Below are 22035 nucleotides of genomic sequence, written 5' to 3'. Positions count from 1 at the left end.
CAACATATAGATAAAAGATTATCTATAAGAGACATAGTTTTTTGGATACGTGCGAGCCGGTTGATTTACCGGTTTCTTTTCTTTAGTACGATATGTTGATTGATAGTTGGTAAACATGGAAACATTGATTAGAATTCCCATAGATGCCATCAATAACAGTAGTGATGAACCACCGTAACTAATAAAAGGCAATGTAACCCCAGTGATTGGAATTAATCCTGTCAAACCTCCCAAGTTAATAAAGGTTTGAATCGCTATCATGGAAGAAATGCCTATTGCTAGTAAACTACCAAATGGATCAGTACATTTTCTTGCAATTTGGAATCCTCGAAAAACAACATATGCTAATAATAATAATACAAACATGACTCCAAATAAACCTAATTCTTCAGCAATTACTGCCATAATAAAATCCGTATGGGCTTCTGGAAGGTAGTTAAACTTTTGAATACTTTGCCCCAAACCAAGGCCTGTCCAACCTCCAGCTCCTAAGGCAATATAGGAATTTACAAGCTGATAACCATTTTTTTCATCTTCGAATGGATTCATATACCCTAAAAAACGTCCCATTCTACCCTCAGATATGATTCCATCAGATAATATATATAAGATTGGTGATAAAAGTACAGCTGTAACAAGACCAAGTAGGATGAGTTTCCCTATACTTTTTAGCCCCATGCCAGAACATAAAATGATTGATAAGGCGATTAATCCAATGATAAAGGCTGTTCCATAGTCCGGTTGGATGGCGACTGTCATACATATAACAAGAGTGAAGATAATAGGCGGCATCACCGCTATTCCAAACTGGTTGATATATGCTTGTTTCTTAGAATAAACAGCCGCGAGGTATATTATCACACTTAACTTGGTAAATTCAGAGGGCTGTATACCCCTGGCTCCAACCATTATCCAACTCTGCGCATTATTTGCTGTGTGACCAACAACAAAAACTAATAAAAGCATTGCTACTGAACCCAGAACAATAAACAGTAGAATTTTTTTAGATGCATAGATTTTATAAGGTATGATCATCGTGACAAATAGCGCAACTGAACCTACGAGTAAGGCCATTTTTTGTCTGTCAAAAAAGAAGGATGGATTTTCTCCAAACTTAGGGGCTGAGGCAATGACCATGCTTGCACTATAGACCATAACAAGTCCAAATGAACATAAAAGAAAAACTGCAAGTACTAACGTATAGTCATATGATTTAATAATTTTCTTAAGCATTGGACATCTTCCTCTAATTACAAGGTATAATTATTTATTGTACAATATTTTTTCGGTTCTTGTCGAAACAAATCTTCAATTCTTTAAACCTACTAATAGTTTAAACACGTTTTGTAAAGTTCAAATCCTTTATATAAAAATACTGTATAGAGGATAAAGGGTAAACCACGTTTATAAAAAAACTCAAATTAGCCTGTATGAAGGTTAATTTGAGTTGGATGGATTTATTAATTACCTATTTACGGGTCGAAGCTTCATGAAGAACGGATAATTCACGCTCAAGTTTTGAGATAAGCTCTTTACCTTCAAGCCCCTCTATTAATCCTAATCTTACTGCAAAATCGATTTCCCGTGATAATCCAAACATTTGCGTATCAAGTACTTCTTCATATAGAGGACATTGAGGCATTGTTAGATTATCCATTTGAACCTTAATAAGTTTTAATATTTTTTCAGCGTCAGCTTGTAATAGCGACAATGCTTTTTCACGATGATTCACCGAAATCTCTGAAGTCAATTCATAACCCCTCCGTTCAGAAGCGATACCTAATCCTATCTATAAATATTAACCTGTATATAGTAAAATTGCAAGAATAAATAGATAAGACTAGTATTCTTTGATATAAATGTAACACAAGATTGGCGTTACTCCTTACAAAGCATAGACAAAAGGACACGATATCTTGTGGCTTCAAATTAGTTATAGTAAAACCTATACTTTCTATTACGTTTCAAAACATCTATAATATGGTTGAAAGGAATGATTTAGTGATGGAATCAATTATTATGATTGAAGGAATGACAAAGTATACTATTACACTTGATCCAAGTGTGTGGATTTTTGATGATCGTAGGGTAGATTTACTTACATATTTCGATTCAAAACAAACCCTAACAGAAGATTTAACTGAGTACACAAAATCGGTTTCTCAACATTGGGATCGAGAAATCCGAGAAGGTGCCATTTATCCTCCTACATTGAAGTCTGAGAAAAAGTTTATAAAAGAAAAAGCATTAACTGGAACATTTGGGATTCCATTTCGTGATTTTATTAATAATGCAGAACCATCAGATGAAGCAACTAGTCTAAAAATCATACAACAGGATGGGCAAACGGTTGTTCCACTTAGTAAAGCATATGACGCTGTTCTTGGTTTCTCCATCAAAGGAAAGCCATTGCGTGAAGATGGTCCAGTACATTTTTATTTCGGCGATGGCTCCAACCGCGATAACCCTGTAAAAAATATTACCCGTTTTATCATTGAATAAATTTAAATAACACTAGTGCTATTAACATCGAAGGGTTGGATGCCTTCGCAGTCAGTAGAATAAAGCCTGTCACCTTCCTCAATTCGATAAAAGTGACAGGCTTTACTAGATTTATAATAAGTCTGCAGCTAATTGAGCAAGACCAGACCTTTCTCCCTTTACTAATCGAATATGCCCAGCTATCTTTTGGTCCTTAAACTTCTCTACAACGTATGTTAATCCATTATTGTATTCATCAAGGTATGGATGGTCGATTTGTTCAGTATCCCCCATAAACACGATTTTACTTCTTTCCCCTACTCTCGTAAGTATCGTCTTTACCTCATGCTTGGTTAAATTTTGTGCCTCGTCGATTATGATAAACTGCTCTGGGATGCTTCTGCCACGAATATAAGTTAGGGCCTCTACTTCAATCGACCCCATTCCAGCTAATATCGCATCTAGTTCTCCGGGTTTTTTTGTATTAAATAAATACTCGAGATTATCGTAAATCGGCTGCATCCAAGGTCTAAGCTTTTCCTGTTTTTCTCCAGGTAAGAACCCGATATCTTTACCGACCGGGACAATAGGGCGTGCAACTAATAGTTTCTTATATTGCCCTAAATCCTCTGTTTGCATGAGTCCTGCTGCTAAAGCTAATAATGTCTTTCCTGTCCCAGCCTTACCAATTAGCGTAACGAGTGGAATATCATTACGTAATAATAATTCAAAAGCCATCGTTTGTTGAACATTTCTCGGCTTAATTCCCCATATATGATCCTGTTTGAAATGAAGCTTTCTTACAACTTTTCCTGTCATATCGACGATTCCAATTGCAGATGAGGAACCACCTAAGGCATCTTTCAATAAAATAAATTGATTTGGATAAAATGGGTGGTTCACTAATTCTGTTACGTGAAGTTCACCTTTTTCATAAAAGAGATCAAGAAGATTACGGTTTATATAAATCTCGAGGTACCCCGAATATATATGGTCAACCTCAACAACACGATCATTTAGAAAATCTTCAGATTGTAATCCTAACGCATCAGCTTTCACACGAACTAATGCATCCTTGCTAATTAATATTACCTGTTTCCCGTCTTCTTTTGATTGTTCTTCTAATGAGAGATTTTTGGCAACCGCCAAGATTCGATTATCATTTGTTTTTTCTACGAAGATATCTTGTAATTCATGAAATGAGCGATGATTCAATTCAATCCTGATACTCCCACCAGTTTCTAGCTGTATTTTCTCATGCAGTTTCCCAGTTTGTCTTAGGTTATCAATGAGTTTTGAAACTTGCCTCGCATTTCTACCTATTTCATCCATATAACGTTTTTTTGAGTCTACCTCTTCTAAGACTACAGCTGGTATTACAACCTCATTATCGTCGAATGAAAATATTGCCCTAGGATCTTGCAGTAATACATTTGTGTCTAATACATAAATTTTCCCCAAAATCACGCCTCCTACTCAGGTCGGTTTCATATTTGTTTTAGGAGTGAAACAGGTTATCCAATCGTGTGAATTTTTTTGATCATCCTATTTTATTATATTAGTCAATCCTTTTTTTGTTCGAGTAAGGACGACCTTTGATAAAAATATATGTCTGGATGAATAAAGATAGAAGAATAATTAAACAATAATAGAAGAAAACATATTGAACGATAGGAGGCAAAACGGTGAGAAATATATTTATCCTTCTGTTCTTAAGTATAATTTTTATTGTTTCTGGTTGTGGAGCAACAAATAATGCGGGAGAAAATGAAAAAGATACTCGTGTGAAGGTTCAAGATACAGTTGATAACCATGTAGACCGAAAAACAGGTCAAGAAATCGCTAGCCACCTTGTGGAGTTAGCCAGTAGTGTCCCAAATGTTAATGATGCAACTGCAGTTGTGCTTGGAAAATTTGCAGTAGTTGGAATCGATGTTAACGCTAAGTTAGATCGTTCAAGAGTGCAAACTATTAAATATTCCGTTACCGAGAGTTTGGCGCATGACCCATATGGTGCAAAAGCAATCGTAGTTGCTGATCCTGATACATTCGAGCGTTTAAAACAAATGAGGAAGGAAATTGAAGACGGACGACCTGTTACAGGAATTTTAGACGAATTAGCACAGGTTGTTGGCAGATTAGTCCCAGATATCCCGAATGATATAATTGATAATCAAAATACAGAGCCAACAAAATCAAACGACAGCCAACTCAACAAGAAAGAGGAACAGAAAATCGATAAAGAACAACAGGATCAATCAAATAAAAATATGGATAAATAGTGTGCTACAAGCAGTACGAAGTTTTTCTCGTACTGCTTATTTATTTGTTTTTGTGGTAAAACGATTTTTAATCCCATTTTTACGCTAACTTTCATTCTCCGAAAAGACAAACTTTGTCAGAAAAGTATGTAATGTTGTATAATAGAAAAAAGGGCATGGCGACCGCATATCGGCGACAAATATAAGACAAGCTCTCAAGAAGGTTGTCCTTTTACCTACCGAAGTGATTTCCTTATGAAAGGCCGAATGCGTCTGGAACTAGCCACCAAAAAAAGATAATAGACAATTATTTGAGGGGTCCAAAACAATGAAAGTAAAATGTGTAATCTGTGATAAAATTGAGGAAATCGAGGACGAATCAAGCCTCGCAAAAAGACTTAGAAATCGCCCTATACATACATATATGTGCCAAGAATGTCATGATCGTATAGAAAAAAGAACGAACGAACGTATTGCAACAAATAAATTTAAACTTTACCGCAAAAAGAAGACCGATGATGATTGGTGGTAACTTAACATGTCGTTCGCTCCTAAAAAGCGCGACATTATTAAAAAAGCCGAGCTAATATGCTCGGCTTTTTTCATTCGTAATTCTCGTATCTCTCAGGATGTTCTTGAATTTGATCATGCATAACTTCAATTAACTCTGTAGGGAATCTCACCCTTTTCTCTTCACTATCTACATTATAAGTAACAAGGTACATGACTTCGTCTTTTTTAATTTCAATATCTTTGAGTTTAAACTCATTTATTAAAATATCCTCAAACAGCTCAAACGTTTCCCATGCGGCTTTGTCATCTGGTCTTGCTTCGGCAACAATTTTTATCGTTAACCAATTATAAATCGCATCCTGTAATGATTTCATAAGATTACCCCCTTATATTATTACGCTTCTGTTCTCTTTCTTTGATGAAGTCGAATTTTATATATAATTAGTATAAGAGCGGTAATCGCTAATCCCTCTGCAATTGGTAAAAATGCACCCAAAAAGGTTAAAATTGTACAGCCTATAGCAAGAAAAATATAGATTAAAACATTTTTTAACAGAGGCAGTTTTTGCGCAAACCCTAATCGAAAAACGATGATTGATAGGATTAACAAGACAAAATACAATATATTTGCACCAACATTAGGTGATGTTGAGCTATATATTACTTTTGCAATTGGCCACATCTGTTCATAGACATCCATAATATCATACCCCTCCTTCTCCACTTTCTCATAAAACCAATGCGCCTTGGTGATTTACTCCCAAATCATTTCGTGTTTACTCGAAGAATTCCTTGAAAAATAATGAGTAATCTGCCAAGGCTTAACTTTATACAGCTAGGTTTTGAAATCCGAGTGAAGCGCAAACTTCAATAACAATCCACATAAGGTTTTATGCATTTTTGCTGTATAAAGTTAAAGTATCAGAAAGGGACAAGGTTCACAACATTATTGATTAACTTCAGCAAGTTTTTTTCGCTTAGCTGCCTTTTCACGTTCATTTTTATCAAGTACCTTTTTACGTAAACGAATTGACTCGGGTGTTACCTCACAATATTCATCATCGTTTAAATACTCAAGCGATTCTTCTAGTGACATTATGCGTGGCTTTTTCATTGTTGTTGTTTGGTCCTTGTTTGCGGAACGCATATTTGTCATTTGTTTCATTTTTACTATATTAACAGTAAGGTCATTCTCACGTGTGTGTTCACCAACAATCATACCCTCATAAACCTCTGTTCCTGGCTCAACGAAAATCGTACCACGGTCCTCAACACCCATAATCCCATATTGAGACGCTTTGCCAGACTCCATTGATACTAAAACCCCTTGTCTTCTTCCACCTACATTACCTGAAGCCATTGGTTTGTAACTATCAAATGTATGGTTTAATATACCGAATCCTCTTGTTAATGTTAAAAATTCAGTTGTATATCCGATTAGACCTCGTGCAGGTACCATAAAAATTAGACGTACTTGACCATTCCCATTATTGATCATATCAAGCATCTCACCTTTACGAGCTCCAAGTGATTCCATAATCGCACCAGTATGCTCTTCAGGTACATCGATTTGTACTCGCTCAACTGGCTCACAACGAACACCATCGATTTCTTTTACAATAACCTCTGGCTTAGAAACTTGAAGCTCATATCCTTCACGGCGCATGTTCTCGATTAATATTGATAAATGTAGTTCTCCGCGACCGGATACAACCCATGCATCTGGTGAATCCGTGTTATCTACACGCAAACTTACGTCTGTTTGAAGCTGTGAACGCAAGCGCTCTTCAATCTTACGAGATGTAATATATTTTCCTTCGCGTCCAGCAAATGGGCTATTATTTACTAAAAACGTCATTTGTAAAGTTGGTTCGTCGATATGAAGAATTGGTAGAGCATCTTGGTGTTCAACCGGACAAACCGTTTCACCAACATTTATATCCTCCATCCCCGACACCGCTACTAGATCTCCTGCTTTTGCTTCTTGAACTTCAATCCGTTTCAACCCGGAGAAGCCAAAGATTTTCGTCACACGGAATTGTTTTACACTACCATCTAGTTTCATGAGGGCCACCTGTTGACCAACATGCATTGTACCTCTGAAAACTCGACCAATACCTATTCTTCCAACGTAGTCATTATAATCTAAAAGCGCAACTTGGAATTGCAATGGTTCTTCACTGTTATCAACAGGAGCAGGAATGTTCTCAACAATACAGTCAAACAGTGATTCCATGTTCTCGTCTTGTTTACTTGGGTCTGTACTAGCTGTTCCATTAATGGCAGAAGCGTACACAACCGGAAATTCTAATTGTTCCTCAGAAGCATCTAGTTCGATGAATAAATCAATTACCTCATCAACAACCTCTTCAGGACGTGCAAAATCACGGTCAATTTTATTTACAACAACGATTGGTGTAAGATTTTGTTCCAAAGCTTTTTTCAAAACAAAACGAGTTTGTGGCATACAACCTTCATAAGCATCTACAACTAGTAATACACCGTCTACCATTTTCATGATACGCTCAACTTCGCCTCCAAAGTCAGCATGTCCTGGCGTATCCATGATATTAATACGAGTACCTTTGTAATTAATGGCTGTATTTTTTGCTAATATTGTTATTCCGCGTTCACGTTCAATATCATTGGAATCCATTGCACGTTCTTCTACATGTTCATTTGAACGGAATGTACCTGATTGATGAAGCATTGTATCAACAAGTGTTGTTTTACCATGGTCAACGTGAGCGATTATTGCTATATTTCGTAAGTCATTACGTATTTCCACTATTTCACATCTCCTACTATCAATTTAAGGACACATCTTACTTTTTACATTTTTTTACTGTTGAAAAATGAAAGACTCAAACATTATATACCAAAGAGTAGAAATAATACATATTTATCTGTAAAATAATTATGGAAAGGGGCACATCCAGATGAAAAATGTAAACATCCCAATGCTTCTCATTGCAATTGCAACTGCGGTTTGTATTATGCTCATAGGTGTTGCGATTGGCGAAAGAAGTCTCCTTGGTATTATTCTGTCTATTATTGCTGTAATTATTGTGACAGGTTTAGGATTTACAACAAAGAAAAAAATGCGTGAGAATGGCAAACTTTAACTTAATTCAGTTTACCTGAGTTAAGTTAGTTAACCCCCGGCGATGCCTCAGATTTTTAAGTGCTCGAAAAAAAATCTGGGTGCTGATTCGCCGAGGCTCTCATTGTTTTTGCCTTCCCACGCTCTTAATGATTTATTTTCTTTTTAAGAAGTTCGAAAAAATTTCTTGATGTAAATTCGGTCTTGCAACGAAGACACTGTTTTCTGTTAATAAATTTAAGGGCTTGCCATCTAGAGTGGTAATGACTCCGCCAACTTCATTTAAAAGGACAACACCAGCTGCAAAATCCCAAGGACTCAAACGCATTGTAATATACACGTCAATTCTCCCAGTTACTAAGTATGCCATTTCTAATGCGGCCGACCCATATGAACGAGTTCCTCGAACAGCATTCACAATTGGAATGAGTATTTTAGGATCAATGCGTTTATTTTCAGTTACCCATGTTGCATTAATTGCAACAATCGCTTTCTCAAGTGGGACATCTTCTAAAGGCTTGATTTTGGTTGAATTAAAATAAGCCCCTTTTCCTTTTCTTGCATGATAAAGTTCATCATGTATTACATCATAAATAAGTCCTATTTGACCCACACCATCCTCATACACTGCAACTGATATAGCAAAATTCCGTTGTTGGTGAATAAAGTTCATGGTACCGTCAATTGGATCAATAATCCATGTAATCCCACTTAAAGACTGGATTTTATCCCCAAATCCTTCCTCCCCAAGAATCTTGTGAGTAGGAAAAGTCTCATGAATTTTTTCAATAAAATACTGTTCTGTTTCTTTGTCCATATTGGTTACAAGATCATCAGGATTTGATTTAGTTTCAATGACAAGTTCCATTTTAAACGAATCACGAATCCGCTCCCCTGCCTCTTTTATCCAGTGTTTTGCATAGTTTTCTATTTCATCCCAATTAACCATATTTATGTACCTCACTTCTATACAATAAAGTAGTTTACTCTCAGTATCCTTCTTTAAAGATTACTGTACTACTTTATGTAAATCAAGCCATATGAAAAAGCGAACCAATATTGGTTCGCTTCACGTTTTCACATATTAATTGTTGGAGTTTGAAGTAAGTTGATAAAGTTTATGCTTCAAGTTTACTCATTTCTTGACTCAATTTTTTAAGTTTCTTTTTACTCTCTGCTTTTTTCACTTCGTCATTGTCTATCATCGCATCATAAAGGGTTGCCAACTCATAATCAACTTCTAAACGTAACACAGCCATACGCTTTTCGCCGTCTATTCGCTTCAAATCATTCATCACTTGTTTCAATTTCCGCACCCCTTTCACTATTTCATTCTCCACTTCCTCCAAATGACCATTTCCGCTAGTTACTTTATATTATGAGAAAACTCCGAGCTCGTAACAAATATGTGCGTATACCTAGATATGCCCTATTGAGAAGCTTGAGCAGGCTAGTTTTCGCTTCGCCGTCTTTTTGGTAAAATACAAGTAGACAGATAAATAGGAGGATTCATTAATGGCTTTTACTGGATTTACCAAAGAAGACTTTGCAGTATTTACAATAGATGGACTTGAAAATCGGATGGATGCATTAATAACTAATGTACGACCTAAATTGGAGGAACTAGGTAACCATTTTGCGCCTACACTTTCAAGCCTCACAGGTGATGAAATGTTTGCTCATGTGGCAAAGCATGCGAGAAGGACAATCAATCCCCCTAAAGATACGTGGGTAGCTTTTGCAAATAATAAACGAGGATATAAAATGCTACCTCATTTCCAAATTGGATTATGGAATACACATCTTTTTGTTTGGTTTGCTGTCATTTACGAGGCACCAATTAAATCTGAATTCGGAAAAACATTATTGGGTCATTCAAAGAACATAAGAGAAAGTGTCCCTAACCACTTTGTATGGTCAATTGACCACACAAAACCAGACACTCTTACACACCAAGAACTTAACGAGCAAGAATTGGAAGCAATGTTTACACGATTACAGTCTGTCAAAAAGGCTGAAATACTTTGCGGAATAAACATTCCTCAAGAAAGAGTGGTAGAAATGGAAGCCGAAGAATTAGTACGAGTAATTGATGAAACTTTCAGAAAGTTACTTCCATTATACCAGTTGGCACAAGAAAGTTCAAAATAGACTTTGATAATCGTTATGTTAAATATGCACCAAAAGGATGTCTCCTAAGACATCCTTTCTCTACATTTTGATGATTTCAGTATTATTTTTTGCCTTTTGAATCACACGGTAAGCAGAATATCCGCTTGTTTCTTCGAATTCACCGCAAACCTGTTTTTCCTCTGATTTGCTCGGCACAATCTCTTTAAAACGTTTATAGGCCTGCATAATTTTTTCCCTTGAAATCCCCTTCTCATATGCTTTCTCAACACATTCAAAAAAGGTAATCACATCTACGACTTCATCTGTATTCCAGTCATATGAAATCGGATATTGATAATCCAACAAACTCACCTCTATTTACTCCATCTGTTGCTAATTCGCTCTGCCTCTGTAATGATCCTTTCAAAAAGTTCAGCTACGGTAGGTTCATCCTTTATTAAACCCATCACCTGACCCGCCCAAGCAAATCCACCATTTAGTTTACCATCATATATATAGCTCATATTAGCTTGACCACTAATATATTCTTTTAATCCTTGATAGCCACTATTTGCTTCTTCCAGCTCGAGAATTTTTGAGGTCCATTCATTTGAGATAGCGCGTCCAGGTGCGCCAATGGTACGTTTAATCACGACTGTATCATTTTCCGTTCCTTTTATCAATGCATCTTTATACCCTTGATGCGCATGAACACATTCTTTTGTTGCAATAAATCGGGTTCCCATTTCTATCCCTTCTGCACCCAAACTTAACGCAGCCATTAAACCTCGTCCATCACCAATACCTCCAGAAGCAATAACCGGAATAGAGACAGCATCTACAACTTGCGGAATAAGTACCATTGTTCCAATATCTTGTCTACCAAGGTGCCCACCCCCCTCTTGTCCTACCACCATAACAGCGTCTGCACCTAACTCCTCCGCTTTTTCAGCTTGTCTTCTTGCTGCAACAAGTACAAGTTTTTTTGTATTTACACCCTTTAATTGTTCAAAGATTGGAGCAGGATTTCCACCTGTCATCGTGATTACAGGTGCTTCTTCCTCAATGGCCACTTCGAGCATATCCGAAAATGGTCTGCCGTGTTGCCCTATCGCATAGTTTACACCATACGGCTTATTTGTAAGTTGCTTTACCTTTTTAATTTCTTTACGTAATTCTTCTGGTGTGTCTAGTGACATAGCAGTAATTTGACCAAGACCCCCTGCATTTGAAACCGCAGCTGCAAGTTCAGAGTAGGCCAAATACGCAAGCCCTCCTTGAATGATTGGATACTTAATTCCTAATAAAGTTGAAACTCTTGTTTCCCAATTCATTAAACTCCCACCTTTCAATAAATCCATTTCGATATCTCTACTGGAAAATCCTCTAATTTATGTAGTCATATTCTAGTTGGTCTCAAAGGTAGGTGTTTACAGCAAAGTTTAACAGCCCGAAAGATGTTTAATTATCCGAAGTTGAGACAATTTATAATAGAGAAATATTTTTTGTATGCAAACCAATTAATAAGTGCTATAATTCATTTGTTTTATGTAACGAAAGTGTAAATTTAGGAAAACCGAGGGGCTTTACATTGCAACTCGATATAGAAAAATAACATTATTAAATCTGAAATTCATATAAAGAGGTGTGGTTATCAATTGTCCCAAAATGAAACACCATTATTTACTGGTCTAATTGAACATGCAAGGAAGAATCCAACACAATTTCATATTCCTGGACATAAAAAAGGTGCAGGAATTGACCCTGATTTTCGAAACTTTATTGGCGATAACGCCTTATCAATCGATCTTATTAACATTGGTCCCTTAGACGACCTTCATCAACCTAAAGGAATTATAAAGCAAGCCCAAGACCTTGCTGCCGAAGCGTTTGGTGCCGACCATACTTTCTTTTCTGTTCAAGGTACAAGTGGAGCAATTATGACAATGGTTATGGCCGTTTGTGGACCTGGTGACAAAATTATTGTACCAAGAAACGTACACAAGTCTGTAATGTCTGCCGTTGTTTTCTCAGGTGCCGTTCCTATCTTTATTCATCCTGAAATTGATAGCGATTTAGGAATATCGCACGGAATTACGACTGATTCTGTCGAAAAAGCACTCGAACAGCATCCCGATGCAAAAGGACTACTAGTCATTAACCCAACCTACTTTGGAATTGCTGCGGACCTTAAGAGAATTGTTGACATCGCCCATTCCTATGACATTCCTGTACTAGTTGATGAGGCGCATGGTGTTCATATTCACTTCCACGACGGTTTGCCTTTATCCGCCATGCAGGCGGGTGCTGATATGGCAGCAACGAGCGTCCATAAGCTTGGAGGTTCCATGACGCAAAGTTCTGTTCTAAACGTAAGAGAAGGCCTAGTGTCAGCAAACAGAGTACAATCTATCCTAAGTATGCTTACGACTACATCTACTTCATATTTATTATTAGCATCACTAGACGTTGCTAGGAAACGTTTAGTTACTGAAGGCTTTGAACTGATTGAAAAAACGATTCAATTGGCCAATTATATGCGGGACAAAATCAATACCATTGAAAACCTTCATTGTATTGGACGAGAGATCTTAGGTTCAAAAGCTACATTCGACTTTGACCCTACAAAAATGATTATTTCCGTTAAAGATCTTGGGATTACAGGTTCAGATGCTGAAGTGTGGCTACGGGAAAAGTATAATATTGAAGTTGAAATGTCTGATCTTTACAACATTTTATGTATTGTTACACCAGGTGATACCCAAAAAGAGGCTGATTTACTGATTAATGCCCTTGCTAATTTATCAAATGAAGTGTCACATCTTTCAGAGTCTAGAATTGTTCCAAAAGTACTTTTACCTGATATCCCTGTACTTGCTTTAACACCACGGGATGCATTTTATTCTGAAACAGAAGTAGTACCATTTACAGAATCAGCTGGTCGAATAATTGCTGAATTTGTAATGGTATATCCACCAGGTATACCTATTTTTATTCCTGGAGAAATTATCACTGAGGAGAACCTTAATTATATTCAAATGAATATTGAAGCAGGCTTACCTGTACAAGGTCCTGAAGACTACGAATTAAAATCTTTACGTGTCATCAAAGAACATCGAGCTATCAGATAAAAGAACAAAAGCACAAGCGCCTTGATGGTTGAACATCGACTAACAACTGCCACGTCCTGTGGCAAACGTCGATGTCAGCACTTCCTCGAAAATGCTTTGCATTTTCTTCGTGCGATAATGATGCTGTCGAAGCGTTCCTTGTCCTGTGCAAGTCCGACAAGCATAAGAGGATATGGCGAGAAGGTTGCCCTTTAACCTTCTTGACAGATTGGCTAGACCAGAGAGGGGCTAGGCGCTGGAGCTAGACGTAGACAAACTAAATATAAACTTTTCCACAAGGTTTATTTTTATAATTTCCTAAACTACAAAAAAGAAGCATGCAATTCATTTGCATGCTTTTTCATATGTTAATATTAGTCACTTTTCTTCATGATGGCAATCACAGTGGTCGCATGTTGAATAAAGTGTTGTTACCTTCTCGTATTCAAAGTGCTCAATCGTTTCGCTGCAAGTTTGACAGATGATAGTTCCCATTATTCAAGCCCCTCCCAAATAATAATAATCCAAAACTCGATTTGAAAACGCTTTATGTTATATTACTTATATAGTAGTATGTCACATTAAGTTAGTCAATGGTTAATTGTATAACATTATTAGTTTTTTTTCTTAATTTTGCACATATTGTAAATATGTAAACCAAGGTCCCTTCAGCTAATCAGTGTTGTAAGTCTCACCCATAAAATGCTAGAATAATAGATATACAATCGGAGTAGGAGTGAAGAGTTTGGAAAACGCATACATAAAACTTGTTCCTGCATCAAATGTACACAGCATTTCGCTTGATGATGTTAAAAATCTTTTTACTTATTACAAAGAAATAACAAGTAAAACTGGAAAACAACTTGATTGGGATTATGATAATGCTGCATTTCCATATCAAATTAAAGAGGGCAACCAGCAAGATAATTGGTTTTATTTAAAGTCTGATCATCAAAAATATAACGCAATCATTGTTGGGGTTGGCCATGATTTGCTTACAGATGAAAACGGCGAAACGACCGAACAACCATATCTCCAAATTACCCTACCCCAAAGTTCAACTGCAGGCGACAAGGGTAAGGCTAATGAACTAAGTAAGTTTTTAGCTAAAAAGCTTGAAGCAGAATTACACCTATTCAACGGAAGAATAATGCACTTTTACAAACGAAAATAGCCGCCAAGGCTATTTTTTTCTATTCCATGATTCACCTAGACATAAACTAAAGACTTGCTAATAAAGCGAGGTCTTTTAAATCAGGTTAGTGCCCAAAATACTTTTTCAAACGAGAAAAAACATAAGAATGAAATGACTGTTACGAGCAAGGATCCTTTCCTAGTCAGACCAATCTTAGTGGCAATTAAAAAGGCTACATAACAAAAGATAATTAGTAGTATTACCTTCGCAAACATACTGTCCGATTGAGATAGCCATGTAACCAATGAAAATGCACTCCATATTAAAATTTGAATTAATCCAATTACATATATCTTCATTACAAAGCTCTCCTTTTACAAATAGGCTTTGAGTATGCTTGTCTTTTTATATAAATATTTTTACGATATTAATTATATGCGCTTAAATTTGGTAGTATTTTTCATTTTTGTAACAAATCGATTACATCGGAAAGAATGTTTTGAATACATGATAAAATAGATTGGAAATGAAAAATAGGTGTTTTGTATTATTTTAATAGCAGTAAAGACCTATACATTTGACTATTTTATGGAAGAGTGATTATAAAAATGAAAGCTTACATTCTAATCATACTTTCTTTTTTTATACTTTCTTCGTGTTCTTCATACGACAAGCAACCAGTTCTGCCAGAAACCGATGAAAAGCAGATTATTTTTTTTTCTGATGAGGAAAATCTACGAAATGAAAGCAATTACTACGATGCCTTACTGGAGTTAAGAAATAAATATCCCACTGAGATTGGTAACATGAAGGTTGTATCCTCCGACGAAAGCCGTCTATATACGAAATATCAGGTAGAGGAATATCCTTCCTTATTAATTGTTCAACATGATAAAGTCCTTAAAAAAATCGAAGGAAACGTAGATAAAAACGAAATTATTACACCACTTGAGGACGTCTTAGCAACGCCAACAAGTTCAAAGAAATAAAAAAATCGCCCCAATCGGAGCGATTTTTTTTATTATTTTACAATGTGGATTGGAGTTCCTAAGGCAACTTCTGCTGCTTCCATTGTAATTTCACCAAGAGTTGGATGTGCGTGAATCGTCATTGCAACATCCTCAGCAGTCATTCCAGCTTCAACTGCAAGACCAAGTTCAGAGATAATATCAGATGCACTTTCACCTGCTACCTGAGCACCAATTAGAAGTCCATCTTCTTTTCGTGTAATAAGTTTTACAAAACCGTCAGTTGCTTCTAAAGCTAGTGCACGACCATTTGCTGCATATGGGAATTTAGCTGCAATATAATCGATACCTTCGTCTTTTGCTTGTTGCTCAGTGTAGCCAACAGTTGCAAGTTCAGGTTCAGAGAAAACAACAGCCGGAATACCTAAATAATCGATTTCTGAAGAATGTCCAGCAATCGCTTCTGCAGCAATTTTTCCTTCGTATGAAGCTTTATGTGCTAATTGAGGTCCAGGAACAATATCACCAATTGCGTAGATATTACTTACGCTTGTACGACATTGTTTGTCAATTTCAATGACGCCTCTTTCATTCATTTTAACACCTGCAAGCTCTAGTCCAAGTTCGTCAGTATTAGGACGACGACCAACCATAACGAATACATAATCTGCATCGATTGATTGTTCTTCACCTTTAACTTCATATTTTACAGTTACACCAGTTTCGGTTTCTTCTACGCCTTTCGCTAGTGCTTTTGTGATGATCTCAGCACCTTTTTTCTTAAGGTTCTTTTTAACAATTTGAGTCATTTGCTTTTCAAATCCAAGAAGAATGTCATCTGCACCTTCAAGAATTGTTACTTGAGTTCCAAAGTTTGCATAAGCACCGCCAAGTTCAATTCCGATAACACCGCCACCGATGACAACGATCTTTTCAGGTACTTCCTGAAGCCCTAATGCACCAGTTGAATCAAGAACACGTTTTGAATATTTAAATGATGGAATCTCAATTGGACGAGAACCAGTAGCTATAATCGCATTTTTAAAAGTATACGTTTGTGCTGAATCTTCATTCATAACACGTAATGAGTTTGCATCAACGAAATATGCTTCCCCTTGAACGTAATCAACTTTGTTTCCTTTTAATAGTCCTGCTACTCCACCTGTTAATTTCTTAACAACACCATCTTTGAATGCTTGAACTTTTGAAAAATCAAGTGTTACATTCTCAGCTTTAATTCCCATTGACTCAGAGTTCTTCGCAGTTTCGTAACGATGACCTGCAGAAATAAGAGCCTTAGAAGGAATACACCCAACGTTAAGACATACACCACCAACAGTGGCTTTCTCAACGATGGTTACCTTTTGTCCAAGTTGTGCTGCACGAATAGCTGCAACATATCCACCAGGGCCGGAGCCAATGACTATAGTATCTGTTTCAATTGGAAAATCGCCTACTACCATTTTGAATTACGCCTCCATTAATAATAATTGTGGATCATTTAATAAACGTTTAATTTGGTTGAGTGCGTTTTGTGCAGTAGCACCATCAATCATTCGGTGATCGAAGCTTAATGATAGAGCAAGAACAGGAGCAACAACAATTTCACCATTTTTAACAACTGGCTTTTCTGCAATACGTCCTACTCCTAAGATAGCAACCTCTGGATGATTAATTACAGGTGTGAACCATTGTCCACCAGCTGAACCGATGTTACTAATTGTGCATGAAGCACCTTTCATTTCATCTGGAGCAAGCTTACCGTCACGGGCCTTACCTGCAAGTTCATTGATTTCATTTGAGATAGAGAAAATAGACTTACGATCCGCATCTTTAACGACTGGAACAAGTAGACCTTTTTCTGTATCTGCAGCAATACCAATATTGAAGTAATGCTTATGAACAATCTCGTTTGTTGCATCATCTAAAGATGTATTTAATGCAGGGAAATCACGTAATGCAGCAGTTAATGCCTTCACTATATATGGTAGGTATGTTAATTTAATACCTTTATCCGCTGCAACAGCTTTGAATTTCTTACGGTGTGCAACTAATTCTGTTACATCTACCTCGTCCATTAATGTAACGTGCGGAGCAGTATGTTTTGAATTTACCATAGCCTTCGCGATTGCTTTACGAATTCCACTCATCTTTTCACGAGTCTCAGGATACTGACCTGCAGGAATTGGTTGTTTTGCAGGAGCTTTTGCATCCTCTTGTTTAGCTGCTTGTGTAGCTTCATTAGTTGGCGCTTCTTGAGCCACTGATGCACCGCCAGAAAGAAACGCATCAATATCCGACTTCATTATTCTACCATTATCGCCACTACCTGCAACCTTTTTAATGTCAATTCCTTTTTCACGTGCATACTTACGAACAGATGGCATTGCAATTATACGGCGACTTTCATCCACTTCAGTTGCAGTTGTTTCTGCACTAGCTGCAGCAGGTTGTTCTGATTCTTGTTTCTTTTCTTCAGCCTTAGGAGCTTCTTGTGATTCATCACCTTTAAACTGAATGTCCTCATAACCAGGAGCATCAAACTTAATAAGTGTGTCACCAACAATAGCAACTGTTCCTTCTTCTACTAGTACTTCTAATACTTTCCCCTTAACTGGAGAAGGAATTTCAACTACAGCCTTATCATTTTGTACTTCACATAGAACATCGTCCTCATTTACTTCATCGCCTGGTTTAACAAACCATTTTACGATTTCACCTTCGTGGATACCTTCACCGATATCTGGCAACTTAAATTCAAATGCCACGGTATTCGCCTCCTAAATTGTTAGTTTCATGTCGAATATGCCCTGACGTACGGCTCTACAATGTTGTTTTTCTAGTTAATCGCTCATACGCCAAAGGCTAATATTTATCAATTAGTGAAAAAAACTTTATTAATTAAAAGTTCAATACTTTCTTAGCAGTCTCTAATACATCTTTGAAGTTTGGTAACCAAACTGATTCTGCTTGTGAGAATGGGAATACTGTATCAGGTGCTGCCACACGTAATACAGGTGCATCTAGGCTTAAAATCGCACGGTCATTAATTTCCGCAACAACGTTTGCAGCAATTCCTGCTTGTTTTTGAGCCTCTTGAACAACGATAGCTCGTCCTGTTTTTTCAACAGAAGCAATAATTGTTGGGATATCTAATGGGCTAACTGTGCGTAAGTCAATAACCTCAGCAGAAATACCCTCTTTTTCGAGTTCTGTTGCAGCTTTCAAACATTCATGTACCATCGCACCATAAGATATCATAGTAAGATCTGTACCTTCACGTTTCACTTCTGCTTTTCCTAGTTCAATTGTATATTCTCCTTCAGGTACCTCTTGACGGAAAGAACGATACAGTTTCATATGTTCTAGGAAAATAACTGGATCATTGTCACGAATAGCCGAAATTAGCAAACCTTTTGCATCATATGGTGTTGAAGGAATAACAACCTTAAGGCCCGGCTGTTGTGCCATTAGTCCTTCTAAGCTATCAGCGTGAAGTTCTGGTGTATGTACACCACCACCAAATGGTGAACGAATTGTTACTGGAGCACTATAAGTACCACCTGAACGATAACGCATACGAGCTAATTGACCACTAATGGAATCAATAACCTCATATACAAACCCAAAGAACTGAATTTCTGGAACTGGACGATAGCCTTCTAAGCTTAAACCAACTGCAAGTCCACCAATACCTGATTCAGCAAGCGGCGTATCAAAAACACGATCTTCACCGAATTCAGCCTGTAGACCTTCAGTAGCACGGAACACACCACCGTTAACACCAACGTCTTCTCCAAAAACTAAGACATTTGGGTCATTTTTTAATTCTGTGCGTAACGCATCAGTGATTGCTTGAATCATTGTCATTTGCGCCATGGCTTACTTCGACTCCTTCGCTTTATAGATTTCCATTTGCTCCTCTAAATTATAAGGAAGCTCTTCGTACATATGTGAAATAAGGTCAGTTACCTTTTGTTTTGGTGCTTCGTCTGCTTTCTTAATTGCATTCTTAATATCTTCTTTTGCTTCTTCAATTACCTGATTTTCTAGTTCCTCGTTCCAGATACCTTTTCCTTCAAGATACTTTCGGAAACGAACAAGTGGATCTTTCTTTTCCCACTCATTATCTAACTCAGAAGTACGATACCTAGTTGGATCATCTCCAGCCATTGTATGTGGGCCGTAACGGTAAGTCATCGTTTCAATTAACGTTGGACCTTCACCATTTACTGCACGCTCGCGAGCTTCTTTAACTGCTACATATACCGCAAGTGGATCCATACCATCAACTTGGATACCTGGAATACCAGCTGCTACAGCTTTTTGAGCTAGTGTGTGTGCTGCTGATTGTTTTTCAACAGGTGTAGAAATTGCAAAACGGTTGTTTTGAACGATAAATACTGCCGGTGCTTTGAAAGCTCCCGCAAAGTTAATTCCTTCATAGAAATCACCTTGAGAAGTACCACCGTCACCAGTATAAGTAATAGCAATTGATTTCTTGCCACGTTTTTTCATACCAAGTGCGACACCAGCACATTGTATGTATTGTGCCCCAATGATAATTTGTGGTGAGATAACATTAACTCCCTCTGGGACCTGGTTGCCTTGAAAATGTCCACGTGAGAATAAAAATGCTTGATATAAAGGTAAACCGTGCCAAACAATTTGAGGTACATCACGATAACCTGGTAAAATGAAATCTTCTTTTTCTAATGCAAATTGTGACGCAAGTTGAGATGCTTCTTGCCCTGCAGTAGGTGCATAGAAACCTAAACGCCCTTGACGGTTTAAAGAAATAGAACGTTGGTCAAGTATTCTTGTATAGACCATTCTTCTCATTAATTCTTTTAATTGATCATCACTTAAATCAGGAACTGCAGCTTTATTTACTACTTCTCCTTCTTCATTTAAGATCTGAAACATAGGAAAGTTTTCTGCAACCTTTTCTAGTTGCCCTTGTAAATCAAAGACATTTGCTTTTACAGCCATCTTTTTCTCGCTTCCTTTCTTACCCTATTTTCTGTAATAAATGCTTCTACGGTGACTATCACCGAGAAACGCAACTTTATTATGGTGAGAGAACCAATGGATAAAGTCAAAAAATTAATACAAAACATACAGGATTAGGTTACCCAAAAATATATCTTTTCAAAGACATTTTTTATCCATATAGAAATCTTCTATTGGTGAATCAAATTTTCGTTTCATACGAAAAAGAGATTAAGGTTCCTAAATGAATCTGTATTAATTATTTCAGAAAAACAATTAATACAACTGCCCTATTTCCATTACCCAGTTTACAACAAGGTTAACTACACGTCAAATTGTTTGTTTACTGTTTTTTAAGTTACACATAAATACTAATATATTGTATATTTCTCCCATTTTACAAAACTGTATCAGTACACATTTACCTTCTGTACTATAAAAACCTAGTACAAAAATAGACTCGTCCATTTTTTCTATTCACTTTAAAAACACAACAGAAAAGGACTATCACCATTTTGATAGTCCTTTTCAAGATTCTGTTTTATTATTCTTCTTTAAAGACTACTTCTAGCCCTGCATTTTCATAAAATTTAATCTTTGCTTTATTATATTCGTCTGTAAGCTTATTAAAAGTGTCGTTTGCAGTAACTACTTTCTCATACGTCTCATTAATAAGATTAATTTGTTGTTCGAGTTCTTCTAAAGTTAGTTCCTTATTTTGAAACATTTCATACAATTTTTTATCATGTTGGATGGCTTCTTTATATGAAGTATAAAGTTCTTCATAGCTATCGTACCGTTGATTCATTGTAGCCACTAAATCATTCGCTTCAGTTTTCAAGCTACCTTCTTCTATTTCAGAAATGAAAGACTCAACCTTTTGAAATTCTTCATTAGACGCTTTAATACTCTCTTGTTCCTTATTGATTCTTGTCTCCCGATCGGCCACAATTGCTAATGCATCATTAGCTAACGTAACGATTTGATCAAATTCTTTCATACCTAAGGTTAGAATTTCATCGTAAAGTTCCTTTTCTTTTCTCTCGAGTTCAACTAATGGACTTTGTTGTTCTTCAAAGTCTTTCTCAATTGTTACTACTTTTTCTAAAGTCTCATATATTTGTTCTTCTGGTGAAGGACCTCCCATACACCCCGTTAAGAGAAAACTAATACAAATTAAAATAAATACAAATTTAACCGTTATATTTTTTTTCACCATCTGCTCCCCCTTAGTTACATCCAATATACTATATATTAATATGTTTTCATATTATATTTTTGGTTAGACGATATAAATATATGAATACATTTATTCTTTAGAACACGCCATAACTCCTTCTTTTAATGTTTTCAAAGTATC

25 protein-coding genes are annotated in these 22035 nt (G+C 36.6%); 8 read left to right on the top strand and 17 right to left on the bottom strand.

Features of this window, described 5'->3' with window-relative positions; translation table 11 throughout:
- Positions 1 to 18 precede the first annotated feature (18 nt).
- Positions 19 to 1233, bottom strand: a complete 1215-nt coding sequence (gene ftsW / locus CZ490_RS04085; protein ID WP_077617688.1) for a putative lipid II flippase FtsW — start codon at positions 1231 to 1233, stop codon at positions 19 to 21.
- Positions 1234 to 1468: 235 nt separating this feature from the next.
- On the bottom strand, positions 1469 to 1750 hold the full coding sequence (locus CZ490_RS04080) for an Fpa/YlaN family protein (protein WP_057996783.1): 282 nt from the start codon (positions 1748 to 1750) through the stop codon (positions 1469 to 1471).
- A gap of 254 nt (positions 1751 to 2004) precedes the next feature.
- Between CZ490_RS04080 and CZ490_RS04075 the strand changes: the two genes are divergently transcribed.
- The gene (locus tag CZ490_RS04075) at positions 2005 to 2502 is read left to right on the top strand and encodes a molybdopterin-binding protein (RefSeq protein WP_077617687.1); all 498 of its coding nucleotides are present in this window, start codon (positions 2005 to 2007) and stop codon (positions 2500 to 2502) included.
- A 111-nt stretch (positions 2503 to 2613) separates the two neighbouring features.
- On the opposite strand, the gene CZ490_RS04070 is transcribed toward CZ490_RS04075, so the two are convergent.
- Positions 2614 to 3942 (bottom strand): PhoH family protein, encoded by a 1329-nt coding sequence (locus CZ490_RS04070; protein ID WP_077617686.1) that lies wholly within the window; start codon positions 3940 to 3942, stop codon positions 2614 to 2616.
- A gap of 224 nt (positions 3943 to 4166) precedes the next feature.
- Between CZ490_RS04070 and CZ490_RS04065 the strand changes: the two genes are divergently transcribed.
- On the top strand, positions 4167 to 4763 hold the full coding sequence (locus CZ490_RS04065; protein WP_077617685.1) for a YhcN/YlaJ family sporulation lipoprotein: 597 nt from the start codon (positions 4167 to 4169) through the stop codon (positions 4761 to 4763).
- A gap of 307 nt (positions 4764 to 5070) precedes the next feature.
- Positions 5071 to 5274, top strand: coding sequence for a YlaI family protein (locus CZ490_RS04060; RefSeq protein ID WP_077617684.1), 204 nt, complete (start codon positions 5071 to 5073; stop codon positions 5272 to 5274).
- A gap of 70 nt (positions 5275 to 5344) precedes the next feature.
- Here CZ490_RS04060 and CZ490_RS04055 read toward each other — a convergent pair whose 3' ends face one another.
- The 3 genes from CZ490_RS04055 to typA form a co-directional block, all read right to left on the bottom strand.
- On the bottom strand, positions 5345 to 5629 hold the full coding sequence (locus CZ490_RS04055) for a hypothetical protein (protein ID WP_077617683.1): 285 nt from the start codon (positions 5627 to 5629) through the stop codon (positions 5345 to 5347).
- Positions 5630 to 5649: 20 nt separating this feature from the next.
- On the bottom strand, positions 5650 to 5955 hold the full coding sequence (locus CZ490_RS04050) for a YlaH-like family protein (protein ID WP_077617682.1): 306 nt from the start codon (positions 5953 to 5955) through the stop codon (positions 5650 to 5652).
- Between the two features lie 246 nt (positions 5956 to 6201).
- The gene (gene typA, locus CZ490_RS04045) at positions 6202 to 8043 is read right to left on the bottom strand and encodes a translational GTPase TypA (RefSeq protein ID WP_077617681.1); all 1842 of its coding nucleotides are present in this window, start codon (positions 8041 to 8043) and stop codon (positions 6202 to 6204) included.
- Between the two features lie 151 nt (positions 8044 to 8194).
- Here typA and CZ490_RS04040 point away from each other — a divergent pair, with 151 nt between their 5' ends.
- Entirely contained in the window at positions 8195 to 8380 is a 186-nt protein-coding gene (locus CZ490_RS04040) for a YlaF family protein (RefSeq protein ID WP_077617680.1), read from the top strand.
- Between the two features lie 132 nt (positions 8381 to 8512).
- Here CZ490_RS04040 and CZ490_RS04035 read toward each other — a convergent pair whose 3' ends face one another.
- Together CZ490_RS04035 and CZ490_RS04030 are read right to left on the bottom strand one after the other, a co-directional pair.
- Positions 8513 to 9307 carry an inositol monophosphatase family protein gene (locus CZ490_RS04035; protein ID WP_077617679.1) on the bottom strand — a complete coding sequence of 265 codons (795 nt, stop codon included), beginning with the start codon at positions 9305 to 9307 and terminating at the stop codon, positions 8513 to 8515.
- 169 nt (positions 9308 to 9476) lie between these two features.
- Entirely contained in the window at positions 9477 to 9665 is a 189-nt protein-coding gene (locus CZ490_RS04030) for a hypothetical protein (RefSeq protein ID WP_077620938.1), read from the bottom strand.
- 208 nt (positions 9666 to 9873) lie between these two features.
- On the opposite strand from CZ490_RS04030, the gene CZ490_RS04025 reads away from it, so the two are divergent.
- Positions 9874 to 10509, top strand: a complete 636-nt coding sequence (locus CZ490_RS04025; protein WP_077617678.1) for a YktB family protein — start codon at positions 9874 to 9876, stop codon at positions 10507 to 10509.
- Between the two features lie 60 nt (positions 10510 to 10569).
- On the opposite strand, the gene CZ490_RS04020 is transcribed toward CZ490_RS04025, so the two are convergent.
- Together CZ490_RS04020 and CZ490_RS04015 are read right to left on the bottom strand one after the other, a co-directional pair.
- Positions 10570 to 10833, bottom strand: coding sequence for a UPF0223 family protein (locus CZ490_RS04020; protein WP_077620937.1), 264 nt, complete (start codon positions 10831 to 10833; stop codon positions 10570 to 10572).
- 11 nt (positions 10834 to 10844) lie between these two features.
- Positions 10845 to 11804 carry an NAD(P)H-dependent flavin oxidoreductase gene (locus tag CZ490_RS04015; RefSeq protein WP_077617677.1) on the bottom strand — a complete coding sequence of 320 codons (960 nt, stop codon included), beginning with the start codon at positions 11802 to 11804 and terminating at the stop codon, positions 10845 to 10847.
- 324 nt (positions 11805 to 12128) lie between these two features.
- Between CZ490_RS04015 and CZ490_RS04010 the strand changes: the two genes are divergently transcribed.
- Positions 12129 to 13601: an aminotransferase class I/II-fold pyridoxal phosphate-dependent enzyme gene (locus tag CZ490_RS04010; protein WP_077617676.1), complete on the top strand. Its 1473-nt coding sequence runs from the start codon at positions 12129 to 12131 to the stop codon at positions 13599 to 13601.
- 357 nt (positions 13602 to 13958) lie between these two features.
- Here CZ490_RS04010 and CZ490_RS04005 read toward each other — a convergent pair whose 3' ends face one another.
- A complete protein-coding gene (locus CZ490_RS04005; RefSeq protein ID WP_077617675.1) occupies positions 13959 to 14075 on the bottom strand; it encodes a GapA-binding peptide SR1P in 117 nt (38 codons plus the stop codon).
- A 250-nt stretch (positions 14076 to 14325) separates the two neighbouring features.
- On the opposite strand from CZ490_RS04005, the gene CZ490_RS04000 reads away from it, so the two are divergent.
- Positions 14326 to 14754 (top strand): DUF1885 family protein, encoded by a 429-nt coding sequence (locus CZ490_RS04000; protein ID WP_077617674.1) that lies wholly within the window; start codon positions 14326 to 14328, stop codon positions 14752 to 14754.
- A gap of 80 nt (positions 14755 to 14834) precedes the next feature.
- Here the strand turns inward: CZ490_RS04000 and CZ490_RS03995 are convergent, their stop codons facing one another.
- A complete protein-coding gene (locus CZ490_RS03995) occupies positions 14835 to 15074 on the bottom strand; it encodes a hypothetical protein (RefSeq protein WP_077617673.1) in 240 nt (79 codons plus the stop codon).
- A gap of 249 nt (positions 15075 to 15323) precedes the next feature.
- On the opposite strand from CZ490_RS03995, the gene CZ490_RS03990 reads away from it, so the two are divergent.
- On the top strand, positions 15324 to 15704 hold the full coding sequence (locus CZ490_RS03990; RefSeq protein ID WP_077617672.1) for an outer membrane protein assembly factor BamD: 381 nt from the start codon (positions 15324 to 15326) through the stop codon (positions 15702 to 15704).
- A 32-nt stretch (positions 15705 to 15736) separates the two neighbouring features.
- Here the strand turns inward: CZ490_RS03990 and lpdA are convergent, their stop codons facing one another.
- The 5 genes from lpdA to CZ490_RS03965 all read right to left on the bottom strand — a co-directional run bounded on the left by lpdA (position 15737) and on the right by CZ490_RS03965 (position 21891).
- Complete coding sequence (gene lpdA / locus CZ490_RS03985) at positions 15737 to 17146, bottom strand: dihydrolipoyl dehydrogenase (protein ID WP_077617671.1); 1410 nt, start codon at positions 17144 to 17146, stop codon at positions 15737 to 15739.
- A gap of 6 nt (positions 17147 to 17152) precedes the next feature.
- Positions 17153 to 18451: a dihydrolipoamide acetyltransferase family protein gene (locus CZ490_RS03980; protein WP_077617670.1), complete on the bottom strand. Its 1299-nt coding sequence runs from the start codon at positions 18449 to 18451 to the stop codon at positions 17153 to 17155.
- Positions 18452 to 18584: 133 nt separating this feature from the next.
- Positions 18585 to 19562 carry an alpha-ketoacid dehydrogenase subunit beta gene (locus CZ490_RS03975; protein ID WP_077617669.1) on the bottom strand — a complete coding sequence of 326 codons (978 nt, stop codon included), beginning with the start codon at positions 19560 to 19562 and terminating at the stop codon, positions 18585 to 18587.
- Positions 19563 to 19565: 3 nt separating this feature from the next.
- Positions 19566 to 20675 (bottom strand): pyruvate dehydrogenase (acetyl-transferring) E1 component subunit alpha, encoded by a 1110-nt coding sequence (gene pdhA / locus CZ490_RS03970; RefSeq protein ID WP_077617668.1) that lies wholly within the window; start codon positions 20673 to 20675, stop codon positions 19566 to 19568.
- A gap of 544 nt (positions 20676 to 21219) precedes the next feature.
- Positions 21220 to 21891: a YkyA family protein gene (locus tag CZ490_RS03965; protein ID WP_234987170.1), complete on the bottom strand. Its 672-nt coding sequence runs from the start codon at positions 21889 to 21891 to the stop codon at positions 21220 to 21222.
- Positions 21892 to 22035: the final 144 nt, after the last annotated feature.

The sequence above is a fragment of the Litchfieldia sinesaloumensis genome, from assembly GCF_900156865.1.
GTDB lineage: Bacteria > Bacillota > Bacilli > Bacillales > Bacillaceae_L > Ferdinandcohnia > Ferdinandcohnia sinesaloumensis.
This window is presented reverse-complemented; position numbering and strand designations above follow the sequence as displayed.